Origin of the sequence: Actinocatenispora sera (genome assembly GCF_018324685.1) — a bacterium.
GTDB classification, from domain to species: domain Bacteria; phylum Actinomycetota; class Actinomycetes; order Mycobacteriales; family Micromonosporaceae; genus Actinocatenispora; species Actinocatenispora sera.
Genome location: NZ_AP023354.1, coordinates 6,723,552 through 6,746,602, shown reverse-complemented (window position 1 = coordinate 6,746,602; position 23,051 = coordinate 6,723,552). Strand labels below are relative to the sequence as shown.

20 protein-coding genes are annotated in these 23,051 nt (G+C 73.5%); 12 read left to right on the top strand and 8 right to left on the bottom strand.

Going from position 1 to position 23,051, the window contains the following annotated elements:
* The first annotated feature begins 51 nt into the window (after nt 1-51).
* From Asera_RS31675 to Asera_RS31635, 9 genes are all read left to right on the top strand, one after another.
* Nucleotides 52-942, top strand: coding sequence for a GT-D fold domain-containing glycosyltransferase (locus Asera_RS31675; RefSeq protein ID WP_030447258.1), 891 nt, complete (start codon nt 52-54; stop codon nt 940-942).
* A gap of 151 nt (nt 943-1,093) precedes the next feature.
* Nucleotides 1,094-2,251 carry a glycoside hydrolase family 26 protein gene (locus tag Asera_RS31670; RefSeq protein ID WP_030447257.1) on the top strand — a complete coding sequence of 386 codons (1,158 nt, stop codon included), beginning with the start codon at nt 1,094-1,096 and terminating at the stop codon, nt 2,249-2,251.
* 217 nt (nt 2,252-2,468) lie between these two features.
* A complete protein-coding gene (locus Asera_RS31665) occupies nt 2,469-4,427 on the top strand; it encodes a WD40 repeat domain-containing protein (protein WP_244844110.1) in 1,959 nt (652 codons plus the stop codon).
* Nucleotides 4,424-5,020, top strand: a complete 597-nt coding sequence (locus tag Asera_RS31660; RefSeq protein WP_084131871.1) for an acyltransferase — start codon at nt 4,424-4,426, stop codon at nt 5,018-5,020. Before Asera_RS31665 ends, Asera_RS31660 begins: the two co-directional genes overlap by 4 nt.
* Complete coding sequence (locus Asera_RS31655) at nt 5,013-6,695, top strand: Wzz/FepE/Etk N-terminal domain-containing protein (protein WP_030447254.1); 1,683 nt, start codon at nt 5,013-5,015, stop codon at nt 6,693-6,695. Before Asera_RS31660 ends, Asera_RS31655 begins: the two co-directional genes overlap by 8 nt.
* Nucleotides 6,692-7,609 (top strand): glycosyltransferase family 2 protein, encoded by a 918-nt coding sequence (locus Asera_RS31650; RefSeq protein WP_030447253.1) that lies wholly within the window; start codon nt 6,692-6,694, stop codon nt 7,607-7,609. The genes Asera_RS31655 and Asera_RS31650 overlap by 4 nt, the downstream gene beginning before the upstream one ends.
* The gene (locus tag Asera_RS31645) at nt 7,602-8,924 is read left to right on the top strand and encodes an O-antigen ligase family protein (RefSeq protein WP_051802467.1); all 1,323 of its coding nucleotides are present in this window, start codon (nt 7,602-7,604) and stop codon (nt 8,922-8,924) included. The genes Asera_RS31650 and Asera_RS31645 overlap by 8 nt, the downstream gene beginning before the upstream one ends.
* A 38-nt stretch (nt 8,925-8,962) precedes the next feature.
* A complete protein-coding gene (locus Asera_RS31640; protein ID WP_030447251.1) occupies nt 8,963-10,531 on the top strand; it encodes a lipopolysaccharide biosynthesis protein in 1,569 nt (522 codons plus the stop codon).
* A gap of 13 nt (nt 10,532-10,544) precedes the next feature.
* Nucleotides 10,545-11,429 (top strand): sulfotransferase domain-containing protein, encoded by an 885-nt coding sequence (locus Asera_RS31635; RefSeq protein WP_425305994.1) that lies wholly within the window; start codon nt 10,545-10,547, stop codon nt 11,427-11,429.
* 45 nt (nt 11,430-11,474) lie between these two features.
* Here Asera_RS31635 and Asera_RS31630 read toward each other — a convergent pair whose 3' ends face one another.
* On the bottom strand, nt 11,475-12,710 hold the full coding sequence (locus Asera_RS31630; protein WP_030447249.1) for a hypothetical protein: 1,236 nt from the start codon (nt 12,708-12,710) through the stop codon (nt 11,475-11,477).
* Nucleotides 12,711-12,748: 38 nt separating this feature from the next.
* Here Asera_RS31630 and Asera_RS31625 point away from each other — a divergent pair, with 38 nt between their 5' ends.
* Nucleotides 12,749-13,618, top strand: a complete 870-nt coding sequence (locus tag Asera_RS31625) for a WecB/TagA/CpsF family glycosyltransferase (RefSeq protein ID WP_051802466.1) — start codon at nt 12,749-12,751, stop codon at nt 13,616-13,618.
* Between the two features lie 70 nt (nt 13,619-13,688).
* Here the strand turns inward: Asera_RS31625 and Asera_RS31620 are convergent, their stop codons facing one another.
* Both Asera_RS31620 and Asera_RS31615 read right to left on the bottom strand, forming a co-directional pair.
* A complete protein-coding gene (locus Asera_RS31620; protein WP_244844108.1) occupies nt 13,689-15,206 on the bottom strand; it encodes a sugar transferase in 1,518 nt (505 codons plus the stop codon).
* Nucleotides 15,207-15,756: 550 nt separating this feature from the next.
* A complete protein-coding gene (locus Asera_RS31615; RefSeq protein WP_030447246.1) occupies nt 15,757-16,584 on the bottom strand; it encodes a dienelactone hydrolase family protein in 828 nt (275 codons plus the stop codon).
* Between the two features lie 90 nt (nt 16,585-16,674).
* On the opposite strand from Asera_RS31615, the gene Asera_RS31610 reads away from it, so the two are divergent.
* Nucleotides 16,675-17,631 (top strand): GlxA family transcriptional regulator, encoded by a 957-nt coding sequence (locus Asera_RS31610; RefSeq protein ID WP_030447245.1) that lies wholly within the window; start codon nt 16,675-16,677, stop codon nt 17,629-17,631.
* 255 nt (nt 17,632-17,886) lie between these two features.
* Nucleotides 17,887-19,134 (top strand): MFS transporter, encoded by a 1,248-nt coding sequence (locus tag Asera_RS31605; RefSeq protein ID WP_030447244.1) that lies wholly within the window; start codon nt 17,887-17,889, stop codon nt 19,132-19,134.
* 163 nt (nt 19,135-19,297) lie between these two features.
* Here Asera_RS31605 and Asera_RS31600 read toward each other — a convergent pair whose 3' ends face one another.
* From Asera_RS31600 to Asera_RS31580, 5 genes are all read right to left on the bottom strand, one after another.
* Nucleotides 19,298-20,068 carry an amino acid ABC transporter ATP-binding protein gene (locus Asera_RS31600; protein ID WP_030447243.1) on the bottom strand — a complete coding sequence of 257 codons (771 nt, stop codon included), beginning with the start codon at nt 20,066-20,068 and terminating at the stop codon, nt 19,298-19,300.
* Nucleotides 20,065-20,883, bottom strand: a complete 819-nt coding sequence (locus tag Asera_RS31595) for an amino acid ABC transporter permease (protein WP_030447242.1) — start codon at nt 20,881-20,883, stop codon at nt 20,065-20,067. Before Asera_RS31595 ends, Asera_RS31600 begins: the two co-directional genes overlap by 4 nt.
* The gene (locus Asera_RS31590) at nt 20,880-21,689 is read right to left on the bottom strand and encodes an ABC transporter substrate-binding protein (RefSeq protein WP_030447241.1); all 810 of its coding nucleotides are present in this window, start codon (nt 21,687-21,689) and stop codon (nt 20,880-20,882) included. Before Asera_RS31590 ends, Asera_RS31595 begins: the two co-directional genes overlap by 4 nt.
* A gap of 95 nt (nt 21,690-21,784) precedes the next feature.
* Complete coding sequence (locus Asera_RS31585) at nt 21,785-22,237, bottom strand: hypothetical protein (protein WP_030447240.1); 453 nt, start codon at nt 22,235-22,237, stop codon at nt 21,785-21,787.
* Nucleotides 22,238-22,303: 66 nt separating this feature from the next.
* A complete protein-coding gene (locus Asera_RS31580; protein WP_030447239.1) occupies nt 22,304-23,050 on the bottom strand; it encodes a YqjF family protein in 747 nt (248 codons plus the stop codon).
* Nucleotide 23,051 lies beyond the last annotated feature (1 nt).

Here is a 23,051-nt window from a genome sequence, read left to right as displayed (position 1 = left end):
AAGGACGTTCGGCAAGTGATCAACAAGGCGCGACGCGCACTGCGTCGACTCGTGACGCCGTTACAGGCGATCGACCGCAACTTCGCGCCGTTGCCCAAGGCGCTGAAGGATCAGCACGCTCAGGATCGCAAGGTACTGCAGAAGATCCTGGCCGAGCTGAAGGAGCAACGGCAATATCTCGAAGTGTTCCGGTTGGCGGTGACCGGACCGATCCTCGACGACGTCGAGTCGGTGATGGGGCCCCGCCAGATCGGGTTCCTCGAAACGCTGGCGGAGATCCGGAAGAACCGGCTCAGCTTCGCCCGGTTCGGCGACGGTGAGCTTCGGATCATGCTGCGGCCCGACTACAAGCTGCGGTTCCAGCGCAATTCGCCCGAGCTGCGGCAGGCGTTGCGGGCCCTGCTGACCGAGCCTCGATACCGGGAGGCGCCGAATCTGTTGCTCGGCATGCCGTTCCCCTACGGGGTGCGCCACTGGTCGGGTGTCTGGGCCGACATCTGGCCGCAGATGCGTCCGTTGGTGAGCAACCTCGACCGGTTCGGGACCACGCACGTGAGCCGGCCGGTGTTCTTCAGCTACACGCACGATGCGGGGGTCGCGGCGTGGCGGTCGATCTGGGCCGATCGGCGGATCTGCGTGATCACCGGGGCGAACTCGCGGTTCGCCCTGCTGCCGGAGCTGTTCGACAACGTCGCCGAGGCGACGTTCCTGCACTCGACGCCGCGGAACGCGTTCGACGACGTACCGCGGTTGGTGACCGAGGCGGTCGCCCGCGATGCCGACCTGTTCCTCATCGCGCTGGGCCCGGCCGGTACGGTGCTCGCCGCCGAACTGGCGCTCCGGGGCCAGTGGGCGCTCGACGTGGGGCACATCAGCGACAGCTACCTGGTGGAGTACGAGAACGGCGCCTGGCCGGAGAGCAAGGCGATCGTCACCGCGTAGGCCCGGGTGGCGGGACGGCACACCGGTGGACGACCGCGCGCTGGCCGGCGACCTCGCCGCGCACGGATGCTTCCGCGCATCGAGCGAACCGCCCCGCCGGTACGGGATACGGTGAGCCGGTCGCGACCGGTCGTGCCGCGACGGTACGGGGGTGGCGGTGTTCGGCGGAGTGCGGGGGAGCGTCGTCGGCGGTCGGCGTACGGGCCGGGGGCGGCGGCGGGCGCCGGTGTCGGCGGCGTGCGCGCTGGTGCTCGCCCTGGTGGCGGCCGGCTGCGGTGGTACGCCCGCGGACGGTGCCCGCCCGGGTGTCACGCCGGGAACGGCGGCGTCCGGCGGCCACCGTGCCCCGCAGAGCCGTGCGCCGGAGGGCGCGTCGGTGGCGCCGAGCCCGTCCTGCGGCGTCGACGCGAACCTCGTCCCGAGTTGCGGCGCCTGGCTGGGCATCTGGCCGCGCACCACCGCGACCGGCACGAAGAGTACCGACCTGCGCGGCAACCTGGCCGGTATCGAGCGGCGGCTGGGGCAGCCGATCACGCTGGTCAGCCGGTACTACGGGTGGAACCAGCTGCCCGCCGACGCCACCGACGTGGCGTGGCGCGACTCCGATCACCTGGTGCTGATGGATCTGCGGGCCCGCGACTTCGGCACCGACCGGTATGCCTCGTGGGCGTCGATCGCCGCCGGCGACCACGACGCGTACCTGCGCAAGGTGGGCCGGCGGTTGGCCGACTACGGCGCGCCGGTGCTGTTCTCGTTCAACCAGGAGCCGGAGCAGGAGCTGGAGCGGGGTACCTCGGTGGCCGGCACGGCGCGCGAGTTCGCCGCCGCCTACCGGCACGTGCACGACGTGGTGGTCGCCGCCGGCGCGCGCAACGTGCGCTTCGTGTGGTGGGTGATGGGTTCGATGGGGCACACCGAGTGGTACCCGGACCTGTACCCGGGCGACCGGTACGTCGACTGGGTCAGCTACGACCCGTACGACTTCAACACCTGCCACCACACCGGCCACGAGACGCCGGCGCAGTCGGTGCTGCCGTTCCTGCACTGGCTCGACCGCAGCGGCCTGGGCGACGGCAAGCCGGTCCTGCTGTCGGAGTTCGGGTCGAACGGGCCGGCCCGCGGCGACTGGTACCGCGGGGTCGGCGAGCTGGTGCGCAAGACGCCCCGGATCCGTGGCCTGATCGCGTTCGACTCGTCGGTCGCCGGGTGCGACACCAGGGTCACGGCCACCGACGACAACTGGTCCGGTTTCCGGTCGATCGCGACCGATCCGTACTTTCGCCCGGCATACCACGGCGGTCCCCGCTGACCGTGCCGTACCGGTCCCGGCGGTGCGTCGACAGGTCCGGATCGGTCGTGTCGCATCACCGACAGTGCGGTCTTACTGACCGAATGGTGGATTCCGGTGATGCACCGAGTTTTGCGAAGGTGCGCTGAGCGGCCCGACAGGACCTCTCGTGGTGCGCGCCGGCCGGGTCATCGGCAGGTCGCGCGCGCCGTGGCACCCGACGCTGGAGGCGCGTCTCGTGAACCTGCCCTCGATCCACCGTCGTGCCCGCGTCTGGGCCTCGGCCGCCGCGCTCGGCGCGGCGGCCCTGCTCGGTTCGGTGCTGATACCGGCCGGGGCGGCCCAGGCCGCGCCGGCGCCGCATTCCGCGCCCGGCACGCTGGTCTCGACGAACCCGGACGACCGCACGCCGAACGCGCGCGACGGCGAGACCCGCGCGTTCGCCCGGCTCGGCTCGACCGTCTACGTGGGCGGCACGTTCAGCCAGATCCGGGCCGCGGGCGCGTCCGCGTGGACCTCCCGGGCCTACCTGTTCGCCTACGACGCGGACACCGGCGCGATCTCGACCACGTTCCTGCCGCAGCTCAACGGCGCGGTCAACGCGCTGGTCGCGAGCCCGGACGGGAAGCTGATCGTCGGTGGCGCGTTCAACACCGTCAACGGCGTCAGCCGCAAGCAGCTGGTCGAGCTCGACCCGTCGACCGGCGCCACGGTGACGGGCTGGGACGCGCACTCCGATGGCGGCGTGGTGCGCACCCTGACGCTGCACGACAACCAGCTGTACGTGGGCGGTGCGTTCCACTGGCTCAACGGCACCCAGCACTCGCTGCTGGGCCGGATGGACGCCACCACCGGGCAGATCGATCCGTCGTTCCAGGTGGACGCGAGCGTGCCGAGGTCCGGCTCGGAGTACGTGTGGACGATGGCGGTGTCGCCGGACGGCAACACGCTGGTGGTGGGCGGCAACTTCACCCAGGTGAACGGGCAGGCCCGCAACCAGCTCGCGATGATCGACCTGACCGGCACCCCGCAGCTCGCCGACTGGTCCACGCAGCGGTTCGTCGATCCCTGCTACAGCGGCTCGTTCGACAGCTACGTGACCGGTGTCGACTTCTCCGACGACGGCAGCTACTTCGTGGTCAGCGCCAACGGCGGGCGCGGCAGCACGGGTGACTGCGACTCGGTGAGCCGGTGGGAGACAGGCACCCGGGGCAGCGGCATCGAGCACACCTGGGTGGACCGCACCGGTACCGACTCGGTCACCTCGATCCTCGCCGTCGACGGCGTCATCTACGCGGCCGGCCACTTCCGCTGGGTCAACAACGCCAACGGCAACGACGCCGCCGGCGATGGCGCGGTCGACCGGCTCGGTATCGCCGCGCTCGACCCGGTCAACGGCCTGCCGCTGAACTGGAACCCGCGGCGCAGCGCCGGCAGCAGCCTGCCGTCCGGTGCCACCGCCTGGGGCTCGAACGTGCCGGTGCTGTGGCGCGGCCCGGACGGCGTCTACTTCGGGCAGAACTCCGACGGGATGGGCAACGAGTACCACGGCCGGCTCGGCATGTTCCCGACCGCCGGTGGTCGCGCCACCAGCACCGACAACGGCCCCACCGGCGACACCGGGTACCTGTACCTCGGCGCCGGCGACGGCGCGCTGACCCGGGTGCCGTACGACGCGGGCACGCTCGGCACGCCGACCAGCACCAGCCAGCCGAACCTGGTCGGTGCGCGCGCCGCGTTCTCGGTCGGCAACAAGCTCTACTGGGCCCGCTCCGGCGCCGCCAACCAGCTGCAGTTCTCCACCTTCAACGGCACCGTCGGCGCGCCCTGGACCAACGGGTACGACGACTGGTTCCAGGCCGCCAACATGAACGGCGCCTTCCTGCTCGACGGCCGGATGTACTACACGGTCAGCAACGCCGACACGCTCTACTACCGGTACCTGGAGCCGGACAGCTACGTCGTCGGCTGCACCTACCTGAGCGTGCCGACCACCGGGGTCGCCTGGAGCAAGGTGCGCGGGATGACCTACGTCGACGGCAACATCGTCTACGGCTACACCGACGGGACGCTGCGCTCGGTGCCGTTCGACCCGACCGCCGCCACGACGGTGGACGGCAGCGCGGCAACCACGGTGGCGACCGCCGGTGGCGGGCTGACCTGGTCGAACCAGACGCTGTTCTTCGCGACCCGATGAGAGCCGACACCGGCGCGGCGCCGGTCACCGTCAACCCGCCGGAGCGGTACGCGCTGGCGGCCCGGGCACCGGGCGCGGTGCGCGCGCTGTACGCGGCCCGCCGTGCCTGGTACCGGCTGCGCTACCGGCGCCTGACGATCGGCGCCGGGGTGCAGATCCGCGGCCGGATCCGGCTGCGCCGCGGGGTGACGGTCACCATCGGCGACCGGTGCCGGATCAACAAGCACGTCCGCTTCGCCGGTACCGGGCGGATCACGGTCGGGCCCGACACCCTGCTCAACGACAGCTGGATCGGTTGCTGGAGCACCGTGACGGTCGGCGCCCGCTGCCTGCTGTCCGACTGCCAGATCGTGGACAACGACTTCCACCACGTCGACCCGGCCCGCCGGCACGATCCGCCGGACGCGTCGACGAAGGCGCCGATCTCGATCGGCGACAACGTGTGGATCGGCAGCAACGCGATGGTGCTCAAGGGCGTGTCCATTGCAGCCGACAGCGTCGTCGGCGCGGCGTGCGTGGTCCGGTCCGACGTGCCGGCGCGCTGCGTGGTCATCGGAAACCCGCAACAGGTGGTCAAGAGGTTCGATGTCTGATCGACTGGGCACCCGCGACATCCCCCGCGGCGACGCCGATTCCGCCGCCGCACCGACGATGACACTGACCCAGCTGCTGGCCGTACCGCGGCGGCGGTGGCGCTGGGTGCTGGCCTGCGCGCTGCTCGGCGTCGCCGCGGTCGCCGGCTACCTGACGCTGCTGCCCGCCAGGTACACCGCGACGGCCGTGGTGACCGTGCGCGCGGTGGTCACCGACCCGTTCAGCTACCCGGGCCCGGGCGCCGACCGGGCGGTCAACATGAACGTGGAGACCGGCATCGCCACCGGCAGCCGGGTGGCCGACGCGGTCGCGAAGGCGACCGGACGCGGCCGGGCCGCGGTCGACGACGCGCTCACGGTCGAGGTACCGGTGGGCGGTCAGGTGCTGCGGTTCGAGTACGTGGCGGACAGCTCGGCCGACGCGATCCGCGGCAGCAACGCCGCCGCTCGCGCCTACCTGCAGGTGCGCCGGGACGACTACCGGGACCAGCAGCGGCGCCGGCTGGCCGCGTACGACGCCACGCTGAAGAAGCTGAACGGCAAGCTGGACAGCGCGGAGAAGGCCGCGCGCAGGGACGGCGATCTCGGCCAGAACGGCAGTACCGGCAACGACACGACCCGCGCCCTCAACGACCAGATCAGTACCGTCACCGAGCGGCGCGCGGACGTGGCCGCGATCGACCTGACCCCGGGCACGCTGACCAGCCCGGCGGCGGCTCCGGTGCCGTCCAACCACGACCGGCCGTTGCTGTTCGGGCTGGCCGGGCTGCTCGGCGGCGCGCTGCTCGGTGCGGCGGTGAGCTTCGTCCGCGAGTCCACCGACCGCCGGGTCCGCGGCGCCGCGGACGTGCCGATCGCCACGGCCGCACCGCTGCTCGGGGTGGTACGCCGGGGCAACCGGACGCCGGCCCGGGCCCGGCACGCCGACGTGGACCACGTGGCGCTCGCGGTGGCCCGGCTCGGCGCCGATGGCCGGCCGGTGATGCTGCTGTCGGCCCGCGACGACGAGGGGCGGGCCGACCTGTCCGCCGACGTGGCGGTGGCGCTGGCCGGCTTCGGCCGGGACGTCTTCCTCGGCGACGTGGTCGGCACCGGCACCGAACTGTGCGCCCGGGTTCGCGGCGCGTCGACCGGCCGGCCGCGCGACTCGGTGCGGGTGGACCCGTCCGCCGATGCGAACACCCCGACGCCGGAACGGATCGCGGCCCAGCGTGCCACCGCCGGCCAGCGCACCGGTACCGACCACGCCACGGCCGAGGCCGCCGCGGACCTGACCGACACGGTGCAGCTGCCGGCGATGCGGCTGGCCGAGGGTGGCATCGAGCGAGCCGCGGTGCGGGTGCCTGTCAACGGCACCCCGCGGCGCATCGTCAGCATCCGCCCCGACTCCGACGACGCGTTGACCGCCCGGCCGATCCCGGTGGTACCGGTCGGCAAGGGCACCGTTGCCGTCGGACCGGCCGGCGCCGCACCGGACGACGCCGGGCTGGTACTGCTCGACGCGCCGCCGCTGGACGACGACGCCCGCGGGGTCCGGATGCTCGCCGACGCGGCCGCCGTCCTGGTCGCGGTGCCGCACCGGACCAGGCTGGCCGAGCTGCGCCGCGCCGCCGACCGGCTCGCCGCCGCCGGCTGCCCGGTGTCCGGCGTGGTGCTGGTCCGGGGCCGGCCGTGACGGCGGCGCAGCCGCCGGTCAGCGTGGTCATCGCCACCTGCGACCGGCCCGGCAAGCTGGAACGCGCGGTCCGGGCCGTGCTCGCCCAGGACTACGCCGGCAGCGTGCAGTGCCTCGTCGTGTACGACGGGGTCGAGGTGCGGCCGCTCGCCGTCGACGTGCCGCCGGGCCGGGAGCTGGTGCACCTGGCCAACGCCCGCACGAAGGGGCTGCCCGGTGGCCGCAACACCGGCTGCGACGCCGCGACCGGCGAGTTGCTGGCGTTCTGCGACGACGACGACTGCTGGCAGCCGGACAAGCTGCGCCGCCAGGTCGAGGCGCTGCGCGCGGACCCGGACGGTACCGCGGTGACCTGCGGGGTGCGGCTGGCGGGGCCCGGCATCGACCGGGACCGCCCCGGCCCGACCCGGCCGGTCACCCTGGACGACCTGCTCGCGGACCGGATCATGGAGGTGCATCCGTCGACCCTGCTGGTGCCGCGCTCGACGGTGGCGGCGGCCGGGCCGGTCGACGAGGACATCCCGGGCGGGTACGCCGAGGACTACGAGTGGCTGCTGCGGATCGCCGCGCTGGGGCCGATCGCGGTGGTGCCGGCGCCGCTGGTGGTGGTCGAGTGGCACGGCGGGTCGTTCTTCTTCGGCCGCTGGACCACGATCGTCGAGGCGCTGCGCTACCTGCTCGACCGGCACCCGGAGTTCGCCCGCAGCAAGCACGGCACGGCCCGGATCCGTGGCCAGATCGCGTTCGCGCTGGCCGCGTCGGGCCGGCGCCGGGAGGCGCTGCGCGAGCTGCGCACCGTGGCCCGGCTCAACCCGGCGGAGAAGCGGATCGCCGCCACCATGCCGGTACTGGCGGGGCTGGTGTCGGGGGAGCGGGTGCTGGCGCTGGCGCAGTCGCGGGGCCGGGGTGTCTGAGTACGCCGCGCTGTCCCGCACCGCGCCGCTGCCGGCCTGGCCGCTGGTGCTGATGTTCGGGCTGGTACCGGTGTGGTGGCTGACCGGCGCGTTCTACCTGGTGTGGCCGGTGTTCGGGCTGCTGCTGGCCGGGTTGCTCGCGGCCCGCGGCGGGGTCCGGCTACCGACGGGCGCACCGCTCTGGCTGCTGTTCTGCGCGATCGCGGCGCTGAGCCTGGTGGAGGTCGACCGGGTCACCGAGGCGGCCACGGCGCTGCTGCGGCTGGCGTTCTACCTGACCGCGCTCGCGGTCGGTGTCTACGCGTACACGCTGGCCCGCGAGCGCGGGATGGCGGTGTTGTGGCTGCCGCTGATGCTGTTCTGGGCGTCGCTGGTGGCACTGGGCTGGGTCGGCGTGCTCGCCCCCGGCCTGTCGCTCGCCACCCCGGTCGAGCGGCTGCTGCCGCACGGGCTGGCCGCCGCGCCGTACGTGCACGACATGGTGCACGCCAGCGGCGCTGAGCTGCGCGCCGACGGGGTGTCGACGCTGCGCCCGTCCGCGCCGTTCCCGTACACGAACCTGTGGGGCAGCTGCTTCGCCCTGCTGCTGCCGGCGGTGCTGGCCGCCGTCTCCGGATCTCGCGCGCCGGGCGTGACGTCGATCCGGCCGGGCTGGCCGCGGCGGCTGCTGATCCTGTCCGTACCGCTGGCGCTGCCGCCGGCGTTCCTGACCCTCAACCGCGGCATGTTCGTCAGCCTCGGCATCGGGTTGGTGTTCGTGGCGCTGCGGGCGGTACGGCGGGGCCGGCCGCGGCTGCTCGCCACCATCGCCGTTCTGGCCGTCGCGGCGGCCGCGTTGACCTGGTTCATCCCGATCGACACGCTGATCGCCGCGCGCACCGAGACCAGCGACAGCACCGCCGACCGGCTCAGCCTGTACGGCGAGGTGCTGCACCGCATCGTCGACTCGCCGCTGCTCGGGTTCGGTGCGCCCACCACTGTCGACACCACCAGCGCGCCGGCCCCGGTCGGGACCCAGGGGCAGCTGTGGATGGTGCTGTACAGCAACGGGATCCCGGCGCTCGCGGTGTTCCTGGGCTGGTTCCTGGTCACGGTACGGGCCGGGCTGCGGCTGCGGCGCCCCGCCGGGCTGTGGCTGTCCGCGGTGCCGCTGATCGCGCTGGTACAGCTGCCGTTCTACGGCCTGAACTACCAGAACCTGTCCGTCCTGTTCCTCGTCGCGGGCGCGATCGCCGCGGCGGCCTCGCCCCGGGTGAGCCGGGCCACGGTCGAGCGCGTTGCGCCGCGCCTGCCGGTACCGGCGGGGTCGCGGTGACCGCGCCGACCGGCCGGCACCGGGCCACCGCGACCGGGATCGTCCCGGATCCCCGGGGCGGCAACGGTACGCGGCCGGCGGGCGGCAACGGTGCGTCGGGGGACGGCGGGGAGAGCGTGCGGCGCAGCGCCCGCAGCGGCGCGCTCGGCCTCGCCGGTGCCGCGGTCAGCGGGCTGTTCGGGTTCCTGCTGACCGTCGTGGTCACCCGCGGCTTCGGTACCGCCGGGTCCGGCGCGTTCTTCGCCCTGGTCGGCGTGGTGACCGTCGCGGGCGCGCTGTGCTGCCTGGGCGCGGACACCGGGTTGATCTGGGCGCTGCCCCGCTGGCGCGACCGCGGGGTGCGGATCCTGATCGTGGCGCTGGTTCCGCCGCTGCTGGCGTCGGTGCTGCTCGCGACCGCGGTCGCGGCGACCGCGGGGATGCTCGCGCCGCGGCTGCTGCCGGACGCCGGCGGCGACGGTGTGCTGCTGCTGCGGCTGGTCGCCGCGGCGCTGCCGGTGGCGGTGGCGATGACCCTACTGCTGGCGGCGGTTCGAGCCGTCCGGCCGATCCGGCACTACGTCGCGGTGCAGTTCCTGCTGCTGCCGATCAGCCGACCGGTGCTGGTCGGCACCGTCGCGCTGGCCGGCGCCGGGCTCGTCGCCGCCGCGATCGGTTGGCTGGTACCGGTGGCGGTCGCCGCGCTGGCGTGTGCCGCGATGCTGGTACCGGCGCTGCGCGGGGCTGGTGGCGCTCGACCGGACGGTACCGACTGGCGCCGGTTCTGGGGTTTCGCCTCCGCCCGGGCGGCGTCGGCGGCGATCGACGCGGCGAGCATGTGGGTCGGCGTGCTGCTCACCGCGGCGCTCGCCGGGCAGTCCGAGGCCGGCGTGTTCGGCGCGGTCGGCCGGTACGTGCTGGCCGGGCAGCTCGCCATGCAGGGGCTGCGGGTGGCCGTCGCGCCGCAGCTGTCGGCGCTGCTGGGTGCCGGACGCCGGGCCGACGCCGCGGCGGTACACCGGCAGACGACTTCCTGGGTGATCGTGCTGTCCTGGCCGGTCTACCTGCTACTGGCGTTCTTCGCGCCCGGATTCCTGCGGCTGTTCGGGTCCGGGTTCACCGCCGGGGCCGGCGCGCTGACCGTGCTCGCGGTCGCGATGCTCGTCAACGTCGGGCTGGGCAACGTGCAGACGCTGCTGCTGATGAGCGGCGCGAGCCGGATCCACCTGGCCGCGGCGGCGGCCGGCCTCGCGGTCACCGTCGGCGGCGGCATCGCGCTGATCCCCCGGTACGGGGCGCTCGGCGCGGCGCTCGCCTGGTCCGGCGGGATCGTGGTGGAGAACGTGTCGGCGGCGCTGGCGGCGCGCCGGGTGGTCGGCGAGCCGCTGGTGTCCGCGGTGTTGCTGCGTACCGCGCTCGGCGTCGGCGCCGCGGTGTGTGCGGTCGGCGTGGCCGTCACGGTGCCGGCCGGTCGCGGCGTGCTGCCGCTCGTGGTCGCGGTCGGGCTGCTGGCCATCGGCGCCGCCGGTGCGCTGGCCGTACCGGGGGTGCGGGGCCGACTGAAGGCGGTCGTTGCGACGTTGCGTCCCCGACCCGGTGCGGTGTCGGTCAACAGGGAAGGGCGGTAACCAGGTGGCGACGATCAAGGACCGGGTCAAGGAGCTCACCCCGGCGCCGGTGACCGGCGGGCTCAAGCGCGCCCTGGTGCGGTACGGCGAGGCGACCGCGTCCCGCCGGCCGCTGCCGGACTTCCTGATCATCGGAACCAAGCGCGGCGGGACCACCTCGCTGTGGAACTACCTGCTGCGCCATCCCGGTGTACCGCAACTGTTCCCGGCCTGGAACACCAAGACCTCGCACTACTTCGAGGAGAACTGGTACCGCGGCGTCGACTGGTACCGGTCGCACTTCCCGACCGAGCGGCAGCGCGCGGCGCAGTCGGCCCGCTACGGCGGCCCGGTGCGCGCCGGCGAGGCGGCCCCGCTCTACATGTTCCATCCGCTCGCGCCGCAGCGGGTGCACGAGCTGATGCCGCAGGTGCGGCTGATCGTGCTGCTGCGCGACCCGGTCGAGCGGGCGTACTCGCACTGGAAGGAGCGGCGCACCGAGGGCCACGAGCCGCTCGACTTCGCCGCCGCGCTCGCCGCCGAACCGGCCCGTACCGCCGGGGAGCGGGCCAAGCTGATAGCCGACCCGAACCACTTCAGCGAACCGTACGACTGGCACACCTATCGCGCCCGCGGCCGGTACCTGGAGCACCTGGAGCCGTGGCTGGACCGGTTCGACCGCAGCCAGCTGCTGTTCCTGCCCAGCGAGTCGCTGTACCGCGACCCGGCCGCGAGCTACCGCCGGGTGCTGGAGTTCGTCGGGTTGCCGGACTACGACCCGGGCGAGTTCCGGGTGTACAACGACCGCCGCTCGGCGCCGATGGACCCGGCGGTCCGCGCCGAGCTCACCGACTACTTCCGCCCGCACAACCGGGCACTGTCCGCACGGCTCGGCATGCGGTTCGACTGGGCCGACTGAGCTTGCGTGCGTGCCGACCGGAACTCCCGGCCGGCACGCCGGGTGTCACGGCTGGGCCAGGCGGTCCGCCAGCACGTCGAGGAGGTGGGGATGCAGCAGGGTGTTCCAGCCGGCGCCGGCGTCGGCGATGCGCCAGGTCCGCAGCCACAGCTCCAGCAGGTAGCAGTCCAGCACCGCGCGCTGCGCCCCGGCGTCCAGGCCGAGCATCGGCCCGTACCCGGCCAGCGCCGCCGCGGCGGCCTCGGTGGCGGCTGCGGCCGGAACCCTGTCGAGGGTCAGCGCGCGCTGGAAACCGTGGTGCGCCAGGTCGAACCCGACCGGTACGTCGGCGGCCCGATGCTCCCAGTCCCAGGCGACCAGCCGGCCGCGGTGGGTGCCGAGGTTCCACGGCACCCAGTCGCCGTGCCAGTGCCCGAACTCCACCGCCACCTCGCCGTACCGGTCCCGCAGCGCCGCGGCGGCCCGGACCGCCCGGCCGGCCTCCGGGCAGCCGGCGGCCACCGCGCCCGTGGAGCCGTCGGCGAGTCCGATCAGGAACTCCGAGCCGCGCAGCGGCCGGGGTGCGGTTGCCGCGCCGCCGTTGCGGGCGACCGCGAGCAGCTCGGTCGGGTACGGGTCGTCCGGTCGCGGCACCGCGCGCACGTCGGCGGGCAGCGGTTCGATCACCGCGATCGTGCGGTCCCGCCACTCCCCGGCGTACCGCAGCCGCGGGACGAACGGGAAGCCGGCCCCGGACGGCAGCGCGGCGAGGGCGGCCGTCTCGGCCCGGACGAGTGCCCGGGTGGCACCGTTCCACCCGATCTTCGCGTACCCGCGGGGCGTGCCGGCCGGGTCGAACAGCTGCACCGTCGGCTTGTGGTGCGGGTCCGGCGGCCGTACCCCGATCGCCGCGTGCAGCTCGCCGCCGCCCAGACGCTCGGCGAGATGGTGCACCACGTACCGGCTCCGGCTGTCCACCTCGGACGGAATCGACACGGTCAGCGACGGCAGCACGCGGGCCGCGCCGGTGCGGGCCGCGGTGCCGAGCGCCCAGCGCAGCGCCCGGGTGCGCGGCTCGCGCAGCGCGTTGAAGCACAGCAGCGACGCCGCGGTCACCCGGGCCGAGGCCACCGGCAACAGGAACCGGGCCCGCGCCGCGTCCGGCACCACCGCGAACCGGCCCACCGTGCGCCAACCGGCGGCGGGCGGCTCACCGGGTACCGAGACCCGCACGTCGTCGCCGGCGAACAGTGCCCGGCACACCCACCCCAGCCCGCCCGTCCCGGCGCGCGGATCGCTCATCCACCCATCCCTTTCGCTCTCACCCCTCGGAGCACGCCATGGACCCAGAGCCCTCGCACCTGCGCCTTGCGAGCAGACGAACGGACTCCGCCTCGCCCGATCGAAGGTTCCCCGACAGGCTCTCGCCGCAACGCGTCCACGTCGGTGGTACCCCGGTCGACCTGTGTGACACCGACGATCTGGTCGGCCTGACCACCCAGTGGGCCGCGACCGGGCGCCGGGCCACCGTGGTCGGCGTCAACGCCCACGTGGTCAACCTCTGCGCCCGGCAGCCGGCGTTCGCCTCCGCGATCGCCGCCGCGGACCTGAACTTCCCGGACGGCCAGTCCGTCGTGTGGGCCGCCCGGCTGCTCGGCAACCGGCCGAAGGGCCGAGTCCCGCTGACCCACGTGACCGCGCCGCTGTGCGGCGCCTGGGCCGCGGCCGGGCTGCCGGTCTTCCTGCTCGGCGGCAAGCCGGGCGTCGCCGAGCGGGCCGGCGAACGGCTGCGCGCCGAGCACGGCGTGCCGATCGCCGGCGTCCGGCACGGCTACTTCGAGGCCGCCGACGAACCCGGCCTGATCGCCCAGATCAACGCCAGCGGGGCGCGGATCCTGCTGGTGGGGTTGGGAAACCCGCGCCAGGAGCTGTGGCTCGCCGAGCACCGCGACGCGCTGGTACCGCCGGTCGCGATGACCTGCGGCGGCTGGCTGGACTGGACCGCCGGCGAGCGGCGCCCGTGCCCGCCGCTGGTGTACCGGTTCGGCCTGGAGTGGGCGTACCGGCTGGCCCAGGAGCCGCGCCGGCTGTTCGCCCGCTACGTGCTGGGCAACCCGCGCTTCCTGTACCACGTGGTACGCCGCGGCTCCCGCCCGCTGACCGCCGCGGCGCCGGCGACGACCCGCAGCATGGTCCAGCAAGGGCCCTGAGCGGGCGGCGTTGGTTGCCGGGCAAGGCTTCGAGCCCGGGGGGTGCCGACGGTTCATCCTGTTCGGGCCCTCAGTAGGCGCCGGAGCGGCGCAGCACGGCGGTCACGGTGCGCAGCAGGATCACCAGATCCAGCGACAGTGACCAGTTGTCCACGTACCGCAGGTCGAGCCGTACCGCGTCGTCGAACGACAGGTCGGCCCGGCCGGACACCTGCCACAGCCCGGTGATACCGGGCCGGACGACCAACCGGCGGCCCATGTCGGCGGGGTAGCGGGCGACCTCGTCCGGCAGCGGTGGGCGCGGGCCGACCAGCGACATGTGCCCGGCGAGCACGTTGAACAGCTGCGGCAGCTCGTCGATGGACAGTGCCCGCAGCACCCGGCCGGCGCGGGTGACGCGCGGATCGTCGTGCAGCTTGAACAGCACGTTGTCCGGATCGTCGCCGCGCAGTCCGGCGAGCCGGCGCTCGGCGTCGACGTACATGGTACGCAGCTTGATCATGGTGAACGGGCGGCCGTCGCGCCCCACCCGCACCTGCCGGAACAGCGCCGGACCCGGTGAGGTGAGCCGGATCCAGGCGATCGCGGCGGCCCACAGCGGCAGCGTGAGCACCAGCAGCAGCGCGGCGCCGATCCGGTCCGACAGCGCCTTCGCGAGCCGGCCGGTGCCGCGCAGCCGGGGATGGGTCACCTGCAGCATCGGCAGCCCGTCCACCGGGCGCACGGTGATGCGGCCACCGGACACGTCCATCAGCGAGTTGGCGAGGATCAGGTCGGTGTCGTCATTCTCCACCTGCCAGGCCAGCCGGCGCACCGCCGGCCCGTCGAGTTCCGGGCACGACAGCACGATGACCGCATCGGCCTGCGCCGCCTCGACCGCGTACGCGGCGTCGTCGAAGCTGCCGTACACCGGCAGGTCGACGCCGGGGATCACCAGGTGGCCGCCGAGCCGGTCCAGCCCGCCGTGCCGGGCGAGGTTCGCCGCCGGCACGCAGGCACCGGCGACGCTCATCCCGTGGTAGCGCTCGCGGCGCAGCTGCTGGCAGAGATCGGCGACCGCGCGCACGTGCCCGACGACGACCACCCGGCGCAGCCAGCGGCCGCGCCGCCGGCCGTTGTGCAGCACCCGCCGCATCACCATCCGGCCCAGCACGGTGCCCGGCACCGTGACGGCGAGGCTGACCACCGTGTATGCCCGGGACAGGCCCAGATCGCCCAGGTAGGCGGCGAGCGCGACCAGCGCGACGAGCACCACCCCGGAGCGGACCACGCGATCGTACTCGGCGCTGCCGACGAACAGCTGGCGCCGGTCGTAGCACTGGTTCGCGGCCAGCACGACCGGCCAGGCGATCGGCAGCGCGCCGGCCATCACCAGGTGGACCACGTTGGCGTGCAACGGAACCGCGCCGAAAACCACGCCCAGCGCGGCCCAGCTGGCGAGCACCGCGACCGCCACGTCCAGGCCGACCAGCCCGCGCACGTACCGGCCGACCCAGCCGTGCCCGGGACCGCGTTTGTCGGGCGTGCCAGGCGAATCGGGCTTCGGTGGGATCGGTGCGGGTCGTGCGGTCAGCGTCTCCGCAGCCACCACGCATCACCTCCGCGCCGGCGATGCGCCAGCTCCCAGTTAGAGGTCCGCAGAGATGAGCACCGACGGGCCGCTCTCCGGGACCCCTGAACTTTAGAGTGAAACGATGCGACAACCCAATGTTTCTGTTGGGGATCTGACCGATCGTCGCCCGTCTTCCACCCAAACGCGCCATCCCGTTGCGGTGCCTCCGTTCGTCCGGGTACGCGCGGGCGGCCGGGTGGTCGGGCGCCCGGTGACGGGAGGGACCAACCGCGCTCTGCTTGACGCATACCCCACGGAGCCGTCTGAAACCCGGTGTTCCCGCTCTTACCTCACGGTTCGACCGGGCGCCCACGCCAACAAGGACAGCGTGTGCCGCCAGCCTGTGACTGCCCGATCGGCGGCGGACCACACGTTCGGGCCCGGGTGGTTTCCCCGCGCGGCCCGATGAGCCCGGCGACGCGGCCCGGCATGCGAGCGGCCGCGATGGTGTGCCGCGGTGTGGCCGCCGTCCGTCGACGCGCGCCGCAGCCGTCGCTGCCCCGAGTCCGGAGCGGCGGTCGGCGGCTCAGCCGGTCGCCGGCAGCAGGCGTTCGGTGAGGAAGGCGAGGATCTGGTCGCGGGCAACGATCGTGGGGTGGCCGGCCTCGTCGACCAGGTGCGCGGTGACCACGCTGTGCGGCGTACCGACGACCTCGGCGAAGAACTCCGGCGGCGCCGGGTTCGCCCGGTCGCCGGGCAGCACCCGGCCGTCGAACGCGTCGCCGAGCAGCTTCCGGTACGCGGCGAAGCGCTGGCCGGTGCACCACCTGTCGTTGTCGAACCGGTAGCTCAGCACCGTCAGCCCGTCCCGCTCGACCCGCGCCCGGACCGCCGCCGCGTCCTCGGGGGACAGCTCGATGCCGGCCGGATCGTCGATCGGCAGCGACGGGTGGTTGACCACCGGGGCGATCACCGCCGGCTCCAGCGTCATGGTCAGGGCGAAGTTTCCGGTGAAGCAGAGCCCGATCGCGCCGACCCCCGGGCCGCCGCACTCCTGGTGCGCCTGCCGGGCGAGGCCGCGCAGCCAGGTGGTGACCGGGCTGGTACCGCCGCTGGCGAAGGCGCGGAACTCGGCACTGACGCAGGCGCGCTTGAACACCGCGGTGCCGCCCGCGGCGGTCGGGTACGCGCCGTCGGTCCCGAACAGCGATGGGACGAAGACCGTGCAGCCGGCGTCCCGGATCCAGCGGGCCAGCCGCAGCACGTCCGGGCTGATGCCGGGCATCTCCGGCAGTACCACCACGGCGGGCCCGGTGCCGGCGACGTACACGGTCTTGGCGGTGCCGGCCACGTCGACGCGACGGCGGGCGAAGTCGGTGATCGGGTCGGCGGGGTGTAGCTGCGCGGTGGCCATGCGGACAGCGTGCCCGGCGGCGCCGTATGCTGGCAGTGGCGGGATCGCCAGGTCTGGCGGCGATCCCGCCACTCGTCGAGAGGGGGCGGCGTGCGGCTCGGCGTCCTGGCGTACCCGGGTTGTTTCGCCTCGGAGGTCTTCGGGGTGCCCGACCTGCTGACGATGGCCGACCGGGTGGCCGGCCCGGGCCACCCCGGATTCGAGGTGTCGGTCGTCTCGCCGCGCCACCGGGTCGTCGCCGCCGGCGGCGTGCCGATCGCGGTCCGGCCGCCGCGCGAGGCGGACGTGCTGGTGGTGCCCGGGTTCGAGCTCGGCCCCGACATCGACACCGCCGCCCGGCTGGGCGCCCTCGGCCCCGAGATCGCGTTGATCGGCGACCGCGCCACCGCCGGTACCGCCGTCGTGTCGATCTGCGTCGGCGCGTTCCTGCTCGCCGAGGCCGGCCTGCTGGACCGCCGCCGGGCCACCACCGCGTGGCTGTTCGCGGACGAGCTGGCCCGGCGGTACCCGGACGCCGAGGTGCTGGCCGACCGGCTCGTCGTCACCGACGGCGGAGTGACCACCACCGCGGCGTTCAGCGCCATGTACGACTTCGCGCTCGCGCTGGTGCGCCGGCACAGCGGCGCCCGGGTGGCCCGGCGCACCGCCCGGGTCGCGCTGCTCGACGACGCCCGCTCCTCGCAGGCGCCGTACGTGGACGCCCGGCTGCTGCCCCGGCCGGGCACCGAGTTCTCGCACCGGGTGATGCGCTGGCTCGACCGACACCTCGCCGAGCGGTACGACCTGGGCCGGGTCGCCGCCGCCTGCCACGCCAGCAGCCGCACGCTGCTGCGCCGGTTCGCCGCGGAGACCGGGCAGACCCCGCTGCAGTACCTGCAGGCGGCCCGGGTGCGGCGGGCCCGGCAGCTGCTGGAGACCACCGACCGCACGGTGGCGAGCATTGCCGCGACGGTCGGCTACCAGGACGCCGGTACGTTCGCCGCGCTGTTCGCCCGGCACACCGGCCGCCGCCCGAGCGCCCACCGCACCACCTTCCGCCGCACCTGACAGCGTCGAAGCGGTCGCTGACGGCAGGGGCCAGGTTCCGGGCGGGCGCCGGCGGGGTGTCAGGACCGGGTTCGCGGGGCTGGCGAAGCGCCCGGTAGCGATCTCGATGTCCGGGACGCCGTCCGACACTCCCGATGCGTCCGTTGTCCGTTCGGCTACCGTAGCGGTCGACGTCACCAGACCGTCGACGCCCCGGGTGATCCGGCCAGGGCGTCGGGGAACCGGGACTGGCCTTGGTCGTCGGGAGGTTATGGGATGGCGCAGGCACCGCAGACCACTGCCGACGATCGCCCGGTCCGGTACCGGGAGGTGCTGGCACTGGGCGAGTTCCGGGCGGTGCTCGGCGCCCGCTTGGTGTCCATGCTCGGTGACCAGGTGGCCCGGGTCGCGCTGTCGTTGCTGGTCTTCGACCGAACCCGGTCGGCCGCGCTCGCGGCGGGCACGTTCGCGTTGAGCTTCCTCCCCGCATTGGCGGGGCCGGTGCTCGCCGGCCTGGCCGACCGGTACCCACGGCGGCGGGTCGTGGTCATCGCGGACCTGTTGCGAGGCGCGCTGCTTGCTCTGATGGCGGTGCCCAACGTGCCACTGCCGGTACTGTTCGCGCTGTTGGTTGCGGCGGAACTCATCGGCGCGCCCGCGAACGCGGCGCACGGCGCGCTGCTCGCTGACATTCTTGCCGGCGACCGGCTTGTCGTCGGACAGGGCGCGCGTTCGATCGTGGACCAGGTCAGCCAGATCGGCGGGTACGCGGTCGGCGGCGTGCTGACCGCGCTGCTCACCGCACACGGTGTTCTCGCCCTGAACGCGGCGAGCTTCATCCTCTCGGCACTGGTACTGCGGCTGTGCCTGCGACCCCGCCCGGCCCCGACCGAGCACGCCGATTCGTCTCCGTCGCTGTTCACCTCGGCCCGTCGGTCCGCACGGCTGGTCTGGTCCGATCCGCGGCTACGAACCCTGATCGCGCTGGTCTGGATGATCGGGCTTCCGGTCGCTGCTGAGGGACTCACGGTGCCGTACGCGGCCGGCCGGTACCCGGAGCCCGCGGCGGCCGGGTGGCTGCTCGCGGCGACCCCGCTCGGCGCCGTCGTCGGTGCGCTGCTGCTCGGCCGCTGCCGCCCCTCGGTACGCCGCCGGCTAATGGCACCGATGGCCGCGGTCGCGGGGCTGCCGTTGCTGGTGGTTGCGGTGCGACCGTCGCTGGCAGTGGCCTGCCTGGTGTTCGGGCTGTCCGGCGTCGCGGCGAGCTACATGACTGTGGCGCCGGCGCTGTACGTGGCGCGGACTCCGGCGGCTGGCCGAGGCCAGGCGATCGGGCTGATGTCATCGGGTGCGATCGCCAGCCAGGGTGTCGTCACGATCGTCGCCGGGCTGGCCGCCGACCAGATCGGTGCCGCGGTCGCGGTCGGCCTGGCCGGCGCATTCACCGCACTGGTCGGCGCGGTGCTCGCGGTCGCCTGGGCGCGCGCCGACGCGGGCCCGGACGACCCGGTCGCCGGACAGTGACGCCTAACACCGACACACGTACCGGTGCCAGGCGCTGGCGAGCCGTCGAAAAACTCAACCGTGTCCTCACCGCCGACCAACGGCGCCAGATCAACGATGCGATGGCGCCGCCGCGCCGCTGGCCCGGGCCGGTCGGCGAGTAGCCCGCGGACAGACCACGGGGTCATCCGCCCTCCAGTTCCGCTTCGGTGAGGCCGGTCGGATCCAGTACCCGGTGCAGGAAGGCGCGGGTGCGTTCCTCGCGCGGCGCGACCAGCACCTGGTCCGGCGGGCCGGACTCGACGAGGACGCCGCCGTCCATGAACACCACCCGGTCGGCCACCTGCCGGGCGAAGGCCATCTCGTGCGTGACGACGAGCATCGTCATGCCGCCCTCGGCCAGCTCGCGCATCACGGTGAGCACCTCGCCGACCAGTTCGGGGTCCAGCGCGCTGGTCGGCTCGTCGAACAGCATCAGCTCCGGGCCCATGGCGAGTGCGCGGGCGATCGCGACCCGCTGCTGCTGGCCGCCGGACAGGTGCGCCGGGTACGCGTCGGCCTTGTCGGCGAGACCGACCCGGGCCAGCGCGTCGGTCGCGACCCGGTCCGCCTCGGCCCGGGTGCGGTGCAGCACCCGGCGCTGGGCGATGGTCAGGTTGCGCCGGACGGTCAGGTGGCCGAACAGGTTGAACTGCTGGAAGACCATGCCGATCCGGCGGCGCAGCGCGTCCAGCTCGCAGTCCGGGTCGGTGATCTCGACGCCGAGCGGGCAGATCCGGCCGGCGGACGGGATTTCCAGTAGGTTGATGCAGCGCAGCAGCGTCGACTTGCCCGAGCCGGACGGCCCGATCACGCACACCACCTCGCCGGGCGCGACCGACAGGTCGATGCCTCGCAGTACCTCGGTCGTCCCGAACGACTTGACCAGGCCCTCGACCACGATCGCGTCGGTCATCGCGCCCTCGCTGCCCGCAGCTCCAGCCGCCGTACCAGCTGGGACAGCGGCAGCGTGATCACCAGGTAGGCGAGCGCGGCGACCACCAGCGGGGTGGCGTTGACCCGGGTGTTGAGCACGTCGGAGGCGAACTTGGTGATCTCCACGTTGGTCGCCGTCACGCCCAGCACGTACGCCAGCGAGCTGTCCTTGGTGAGCAGGATGATCTCGTTGGTCAGCGGCGGGATGATGATCCGGAACGCCTGCGGGATCACGATCGACACCATCGCCCGGGTGTACGACATGCCCAGCGTCCGGGCCGCCTCGAGCTGGCCGCGCGGTACCGCCTGGATGCCGGCGCGGATCGTCTCCGCCATGTACGCGGCGGCGGTCAGGCCCAGCCCGAGCGCCATCTTGCCGTACACGCCGCCGGGGATCGCGCGGTCGGGGAACGCGATCGGGATCCCGTACCCGACGGCGAACAGCACCACGAGTACCGGCAGGCCGCGGAACAGTTCGACGTAGCCGGTCGCCACCCAGCGGTACACCCGCACCGAGGAGAGCCGCATCAGCGCGAGGACGGTACCGACGACGAGACCGAACACGAACGCACCCATGGTGAACAGCAGCGTGTTGACGAGCGCCGGGAAGATCACGCCGGGGAACATCGAGGCGGCCACGTCCGGCCGGAAGAACCCCTGCTGCAGGTCGCGCCAGTTCGCGGTGAACACGACCAGCAGCACGACCGCGGCGAACGCGCCGTACTGCACGATCCGGGTGGTGCGCTGCCGTTGCCGGCGGGTGAGCCGGTGCGGCGGCTCGGGTGCGACGGTCACGACGCGCCGCCGGGCTTGCCGCCGATCCACCTGGCGTAGATCTTCTCGTAGCTGCCGTCCTTGTGCGCGGCCGCGAGCACCTGGTTGATCGTCGCGAGCAGTTTCGGGTTGCCGCCCTTCTTGACCGAGTAGCCGTACTGCTCGCCGGTGGAGAACTGGGCGGAGACGGTGAACCCGGTGGGGTGGTGCTTGACGTAGGTGGTCATCACCGGCAGGTCGTCGATGGCGGCGTCGACCTGCCTGGTGGCCAGCGCCTGCTGGAGCGCGGCCAGGTCCTTGTACGACACGGTGGTGTAGCCGGCCGCCTTGGCGTGGGCGTTCGCGTACTCCTCGCCGGTGGTGGCGGCCTGGGTGCCGAGTTTCTTGCCGCGCAACGACTCCAGCGAGCCGTAGTGGCTGCCGGAGCGCACCAGCAGCGCCTGGTTGGCGTCGAAGTACGGGCTGGAGAAGTCCATCACCTTCTGCCGCTCCGGGTTGATGGTCATGCCCGCCGCGGCGACGTCGCACATCCCGGAGTTGAGGTCCTGACCGGACTTGATCCCCTCGAACGGAGTGTCCACAATGGACTGTCTGACCTTCAGCTTCTTCGCCACCAGGTCCATCAGGTCGATGTCGAACCCGACGATCTTCCCGGCGTCGTCCTTGTACTGGAACGGTTCGTACGGCAGGTGGGTGCAGACGGTCAGGGCGCCGGCCTTGACCAGGTGGACGCCGGCCGCGCTGGTGCCACCCTTCGACTTCGCGCAGCCGGTGCCGGCCAGCACCAGCGCCACGGCGATCAGGACCACGAACGCTGGACGTCGCATGGTTTCTCCGTCCCTCGGCGGCAGCTGCGATGATCATGCCGACATGGACGAGAAAAACGCAATATCCAGAAAAGGCGGATGCGGCGGTCTAGCGGCTATTTCGGGGTCGCCTGTTCGGTTCGTGACGCAGTGTCGGTGATCCGGCCGGCGAGCCGCTCGTACCGCTGGCGGGCGGCCTGCGGGGTGCCCAGGCCGAGCCCGAACGCGATCTGTGCCCAGGTCAGCCCGCGGCCGCGGGCCATCGCGAGCAGGCCGCCCTCCAGCTCGTCGAGCTCGGATCGGACCAGCGGGAGCAGGCTCAACGCCGCGGTGACGTCGGCCTGATCGACCTCCGGCTCGCCCGCGTCGCGCTGCGCGGCGCCGCTGAGCAGGAACGACACCAGGCGCACGGCCTCGTGCGGGGCGAGCATCGACGGGTGCACCTGGCGGGCGCGCTGCGCGTCGGTGGCGGCGTGCCGCTCGCCGATGCGCAGCAGCGCGGCGAACACCCGCTCCGCGCGGGCGCGGCTCGGCTCGGGGGCGACGAACGGACCCTCGGAACTCGGCATGCCACCAGCGTGCCCGCGACAACCGATGGTTGTCAACTAATTGTTTTCAACAGAACGTTCAAAGATTCAGGCCCGCAGCGGCAGGCCGAAGCGCACCGAGACGGCCGGCGCGAACAGCACGCTCACCGGCTCTGCCACGGCGTCGGCCAGGCCGCAGGCGGCGACCAACCCACTGTGCTGATCGAGCAGCTCGGCCCGGTGCAGCGGCCAGCTCTCGTGCACGTTCGGCAGGTACCGGGTGCGGCCGGCGATCCGGGTGTGCAGCCCCCACCGTGCGGTCAGGAACGTCTCTGTCGCGGTCGGTACCCCGATCCGCTCGCCGGGCCGGATCGCCAACCGGTCGACGGTGCCCCGGCCCGGCCAGCGGGTGCGGGACCGGTAGCGCACCGTGCCACCCGGCTCCCGGCCCACCCGCATCGCGGCCCACCGGTACGGCAGGCGGGCCACGTACCGGCCGACCAGGGCCGGCAGCAGCCGCGCCGCGTCCAACGACAGGAACACCACGCCGCGGCGGCCGTGCCGGTCCACCGAGTACACCCGGATGTTCGTCTCGGCGAACGTGCCGAAGTAGGGCACCGGCAGCCGCGGCGGCCCCACCCGCACCATCCGGAACGCCACCAGCCCCACGTACGTGCGTCCCTCGTGCAGGTCCGGCCGCAGCCCCGGCGGCAGCAGCGGCGCGACCGCCTCCGGCGCCACCGCCCAGTGCAGGAACGTCACCTCTCGCCAGTCCTGCGCCAGGAGGGCGAACGGCACCGCCCGCGGTGCGGCGGCGGTGACGGGCTCGGCGTCCGTACCCGCGATGGCGTCCATA

What these genes read in the sequence shown, in the direction of transcription:
- Asera_RS31660 (WP_084131871.1), top strand. Translation starts at nt 4,424, where the DNA reads ATGAGAGCCGACACCGGCGCGGCGCCGGTCACCGTCAACCCGCCGGAG.
- Asera_RS31655 (WP_030447254.1), top strand. Translation starts at nt 5,013, where the DNA reads ATGTCTGATCGACTGGGCACCCGCGACATCCCCCGCGGCGACGCCGAT.
- Asera_RS31630 (WP_030447249.1), bottom strand. Translation starts at nt 12,710, where the DNA reads ATGAGCGATCCGCGCGCCGGGACGGGCGGGCTGGGGTGGGTGTGCCGG.
- Asera_RS31625 (WP_051802466.1), top strand. Translation starts at nt 12,749, where the DNA reads ATGGACCCAGAGCCCTCGCACCTGCGCCTTGCGAGCAGACGAACGGAC.
- Asera_RS31615 (WP_030447246.1), bottom strand. Translation starts at nt 16,584, where the DNA reads ATGGCCACCGCGCAGCTACACCCCGCCGACCCGATCACCGACTTCGCC.
- Asera_RS31605 (WP_030447244.1), top strand. Translation starts at nt 17,887, where the DNA reads ATGGCGCAGGCACCGCAGACCACTGCCGACGATCGCCCGGTCCGGTAC.
- Asera_RS31600 (WP_030447243.1), bottom strand. Translation starts at nt 20,068, where the DNA reads ATGACCGACGCGATCGTGGTCGAGGGCCTGGTCAAGTCGTTCGGGACG.
- Asera_RS31590 (WP_030447241.1), bottom strand. Translation starts at nt 21,689, where the DNA reads ATGCGACGTCCAGCGTTCGTGGTCCTGATCGCCGTGGCGCTGGTGCTG.
- Asera_RS31585 (WP_030447240.1), bottom strand. Translation starts at nt 22,237, where the DNA reads ATGCCGAGTTCCGAGGGTCCGTTCGTCGCCCCCGAGCCGAGCCGCGCC.
- Asera_RS31580 (WP_030447239.1), bottom strand. Translation starts at nt 23,050, where the DNA reads ATGGACGCCATCGCGGGTACGGACGCCGAGCCCGTCACCGCCGCCGCA.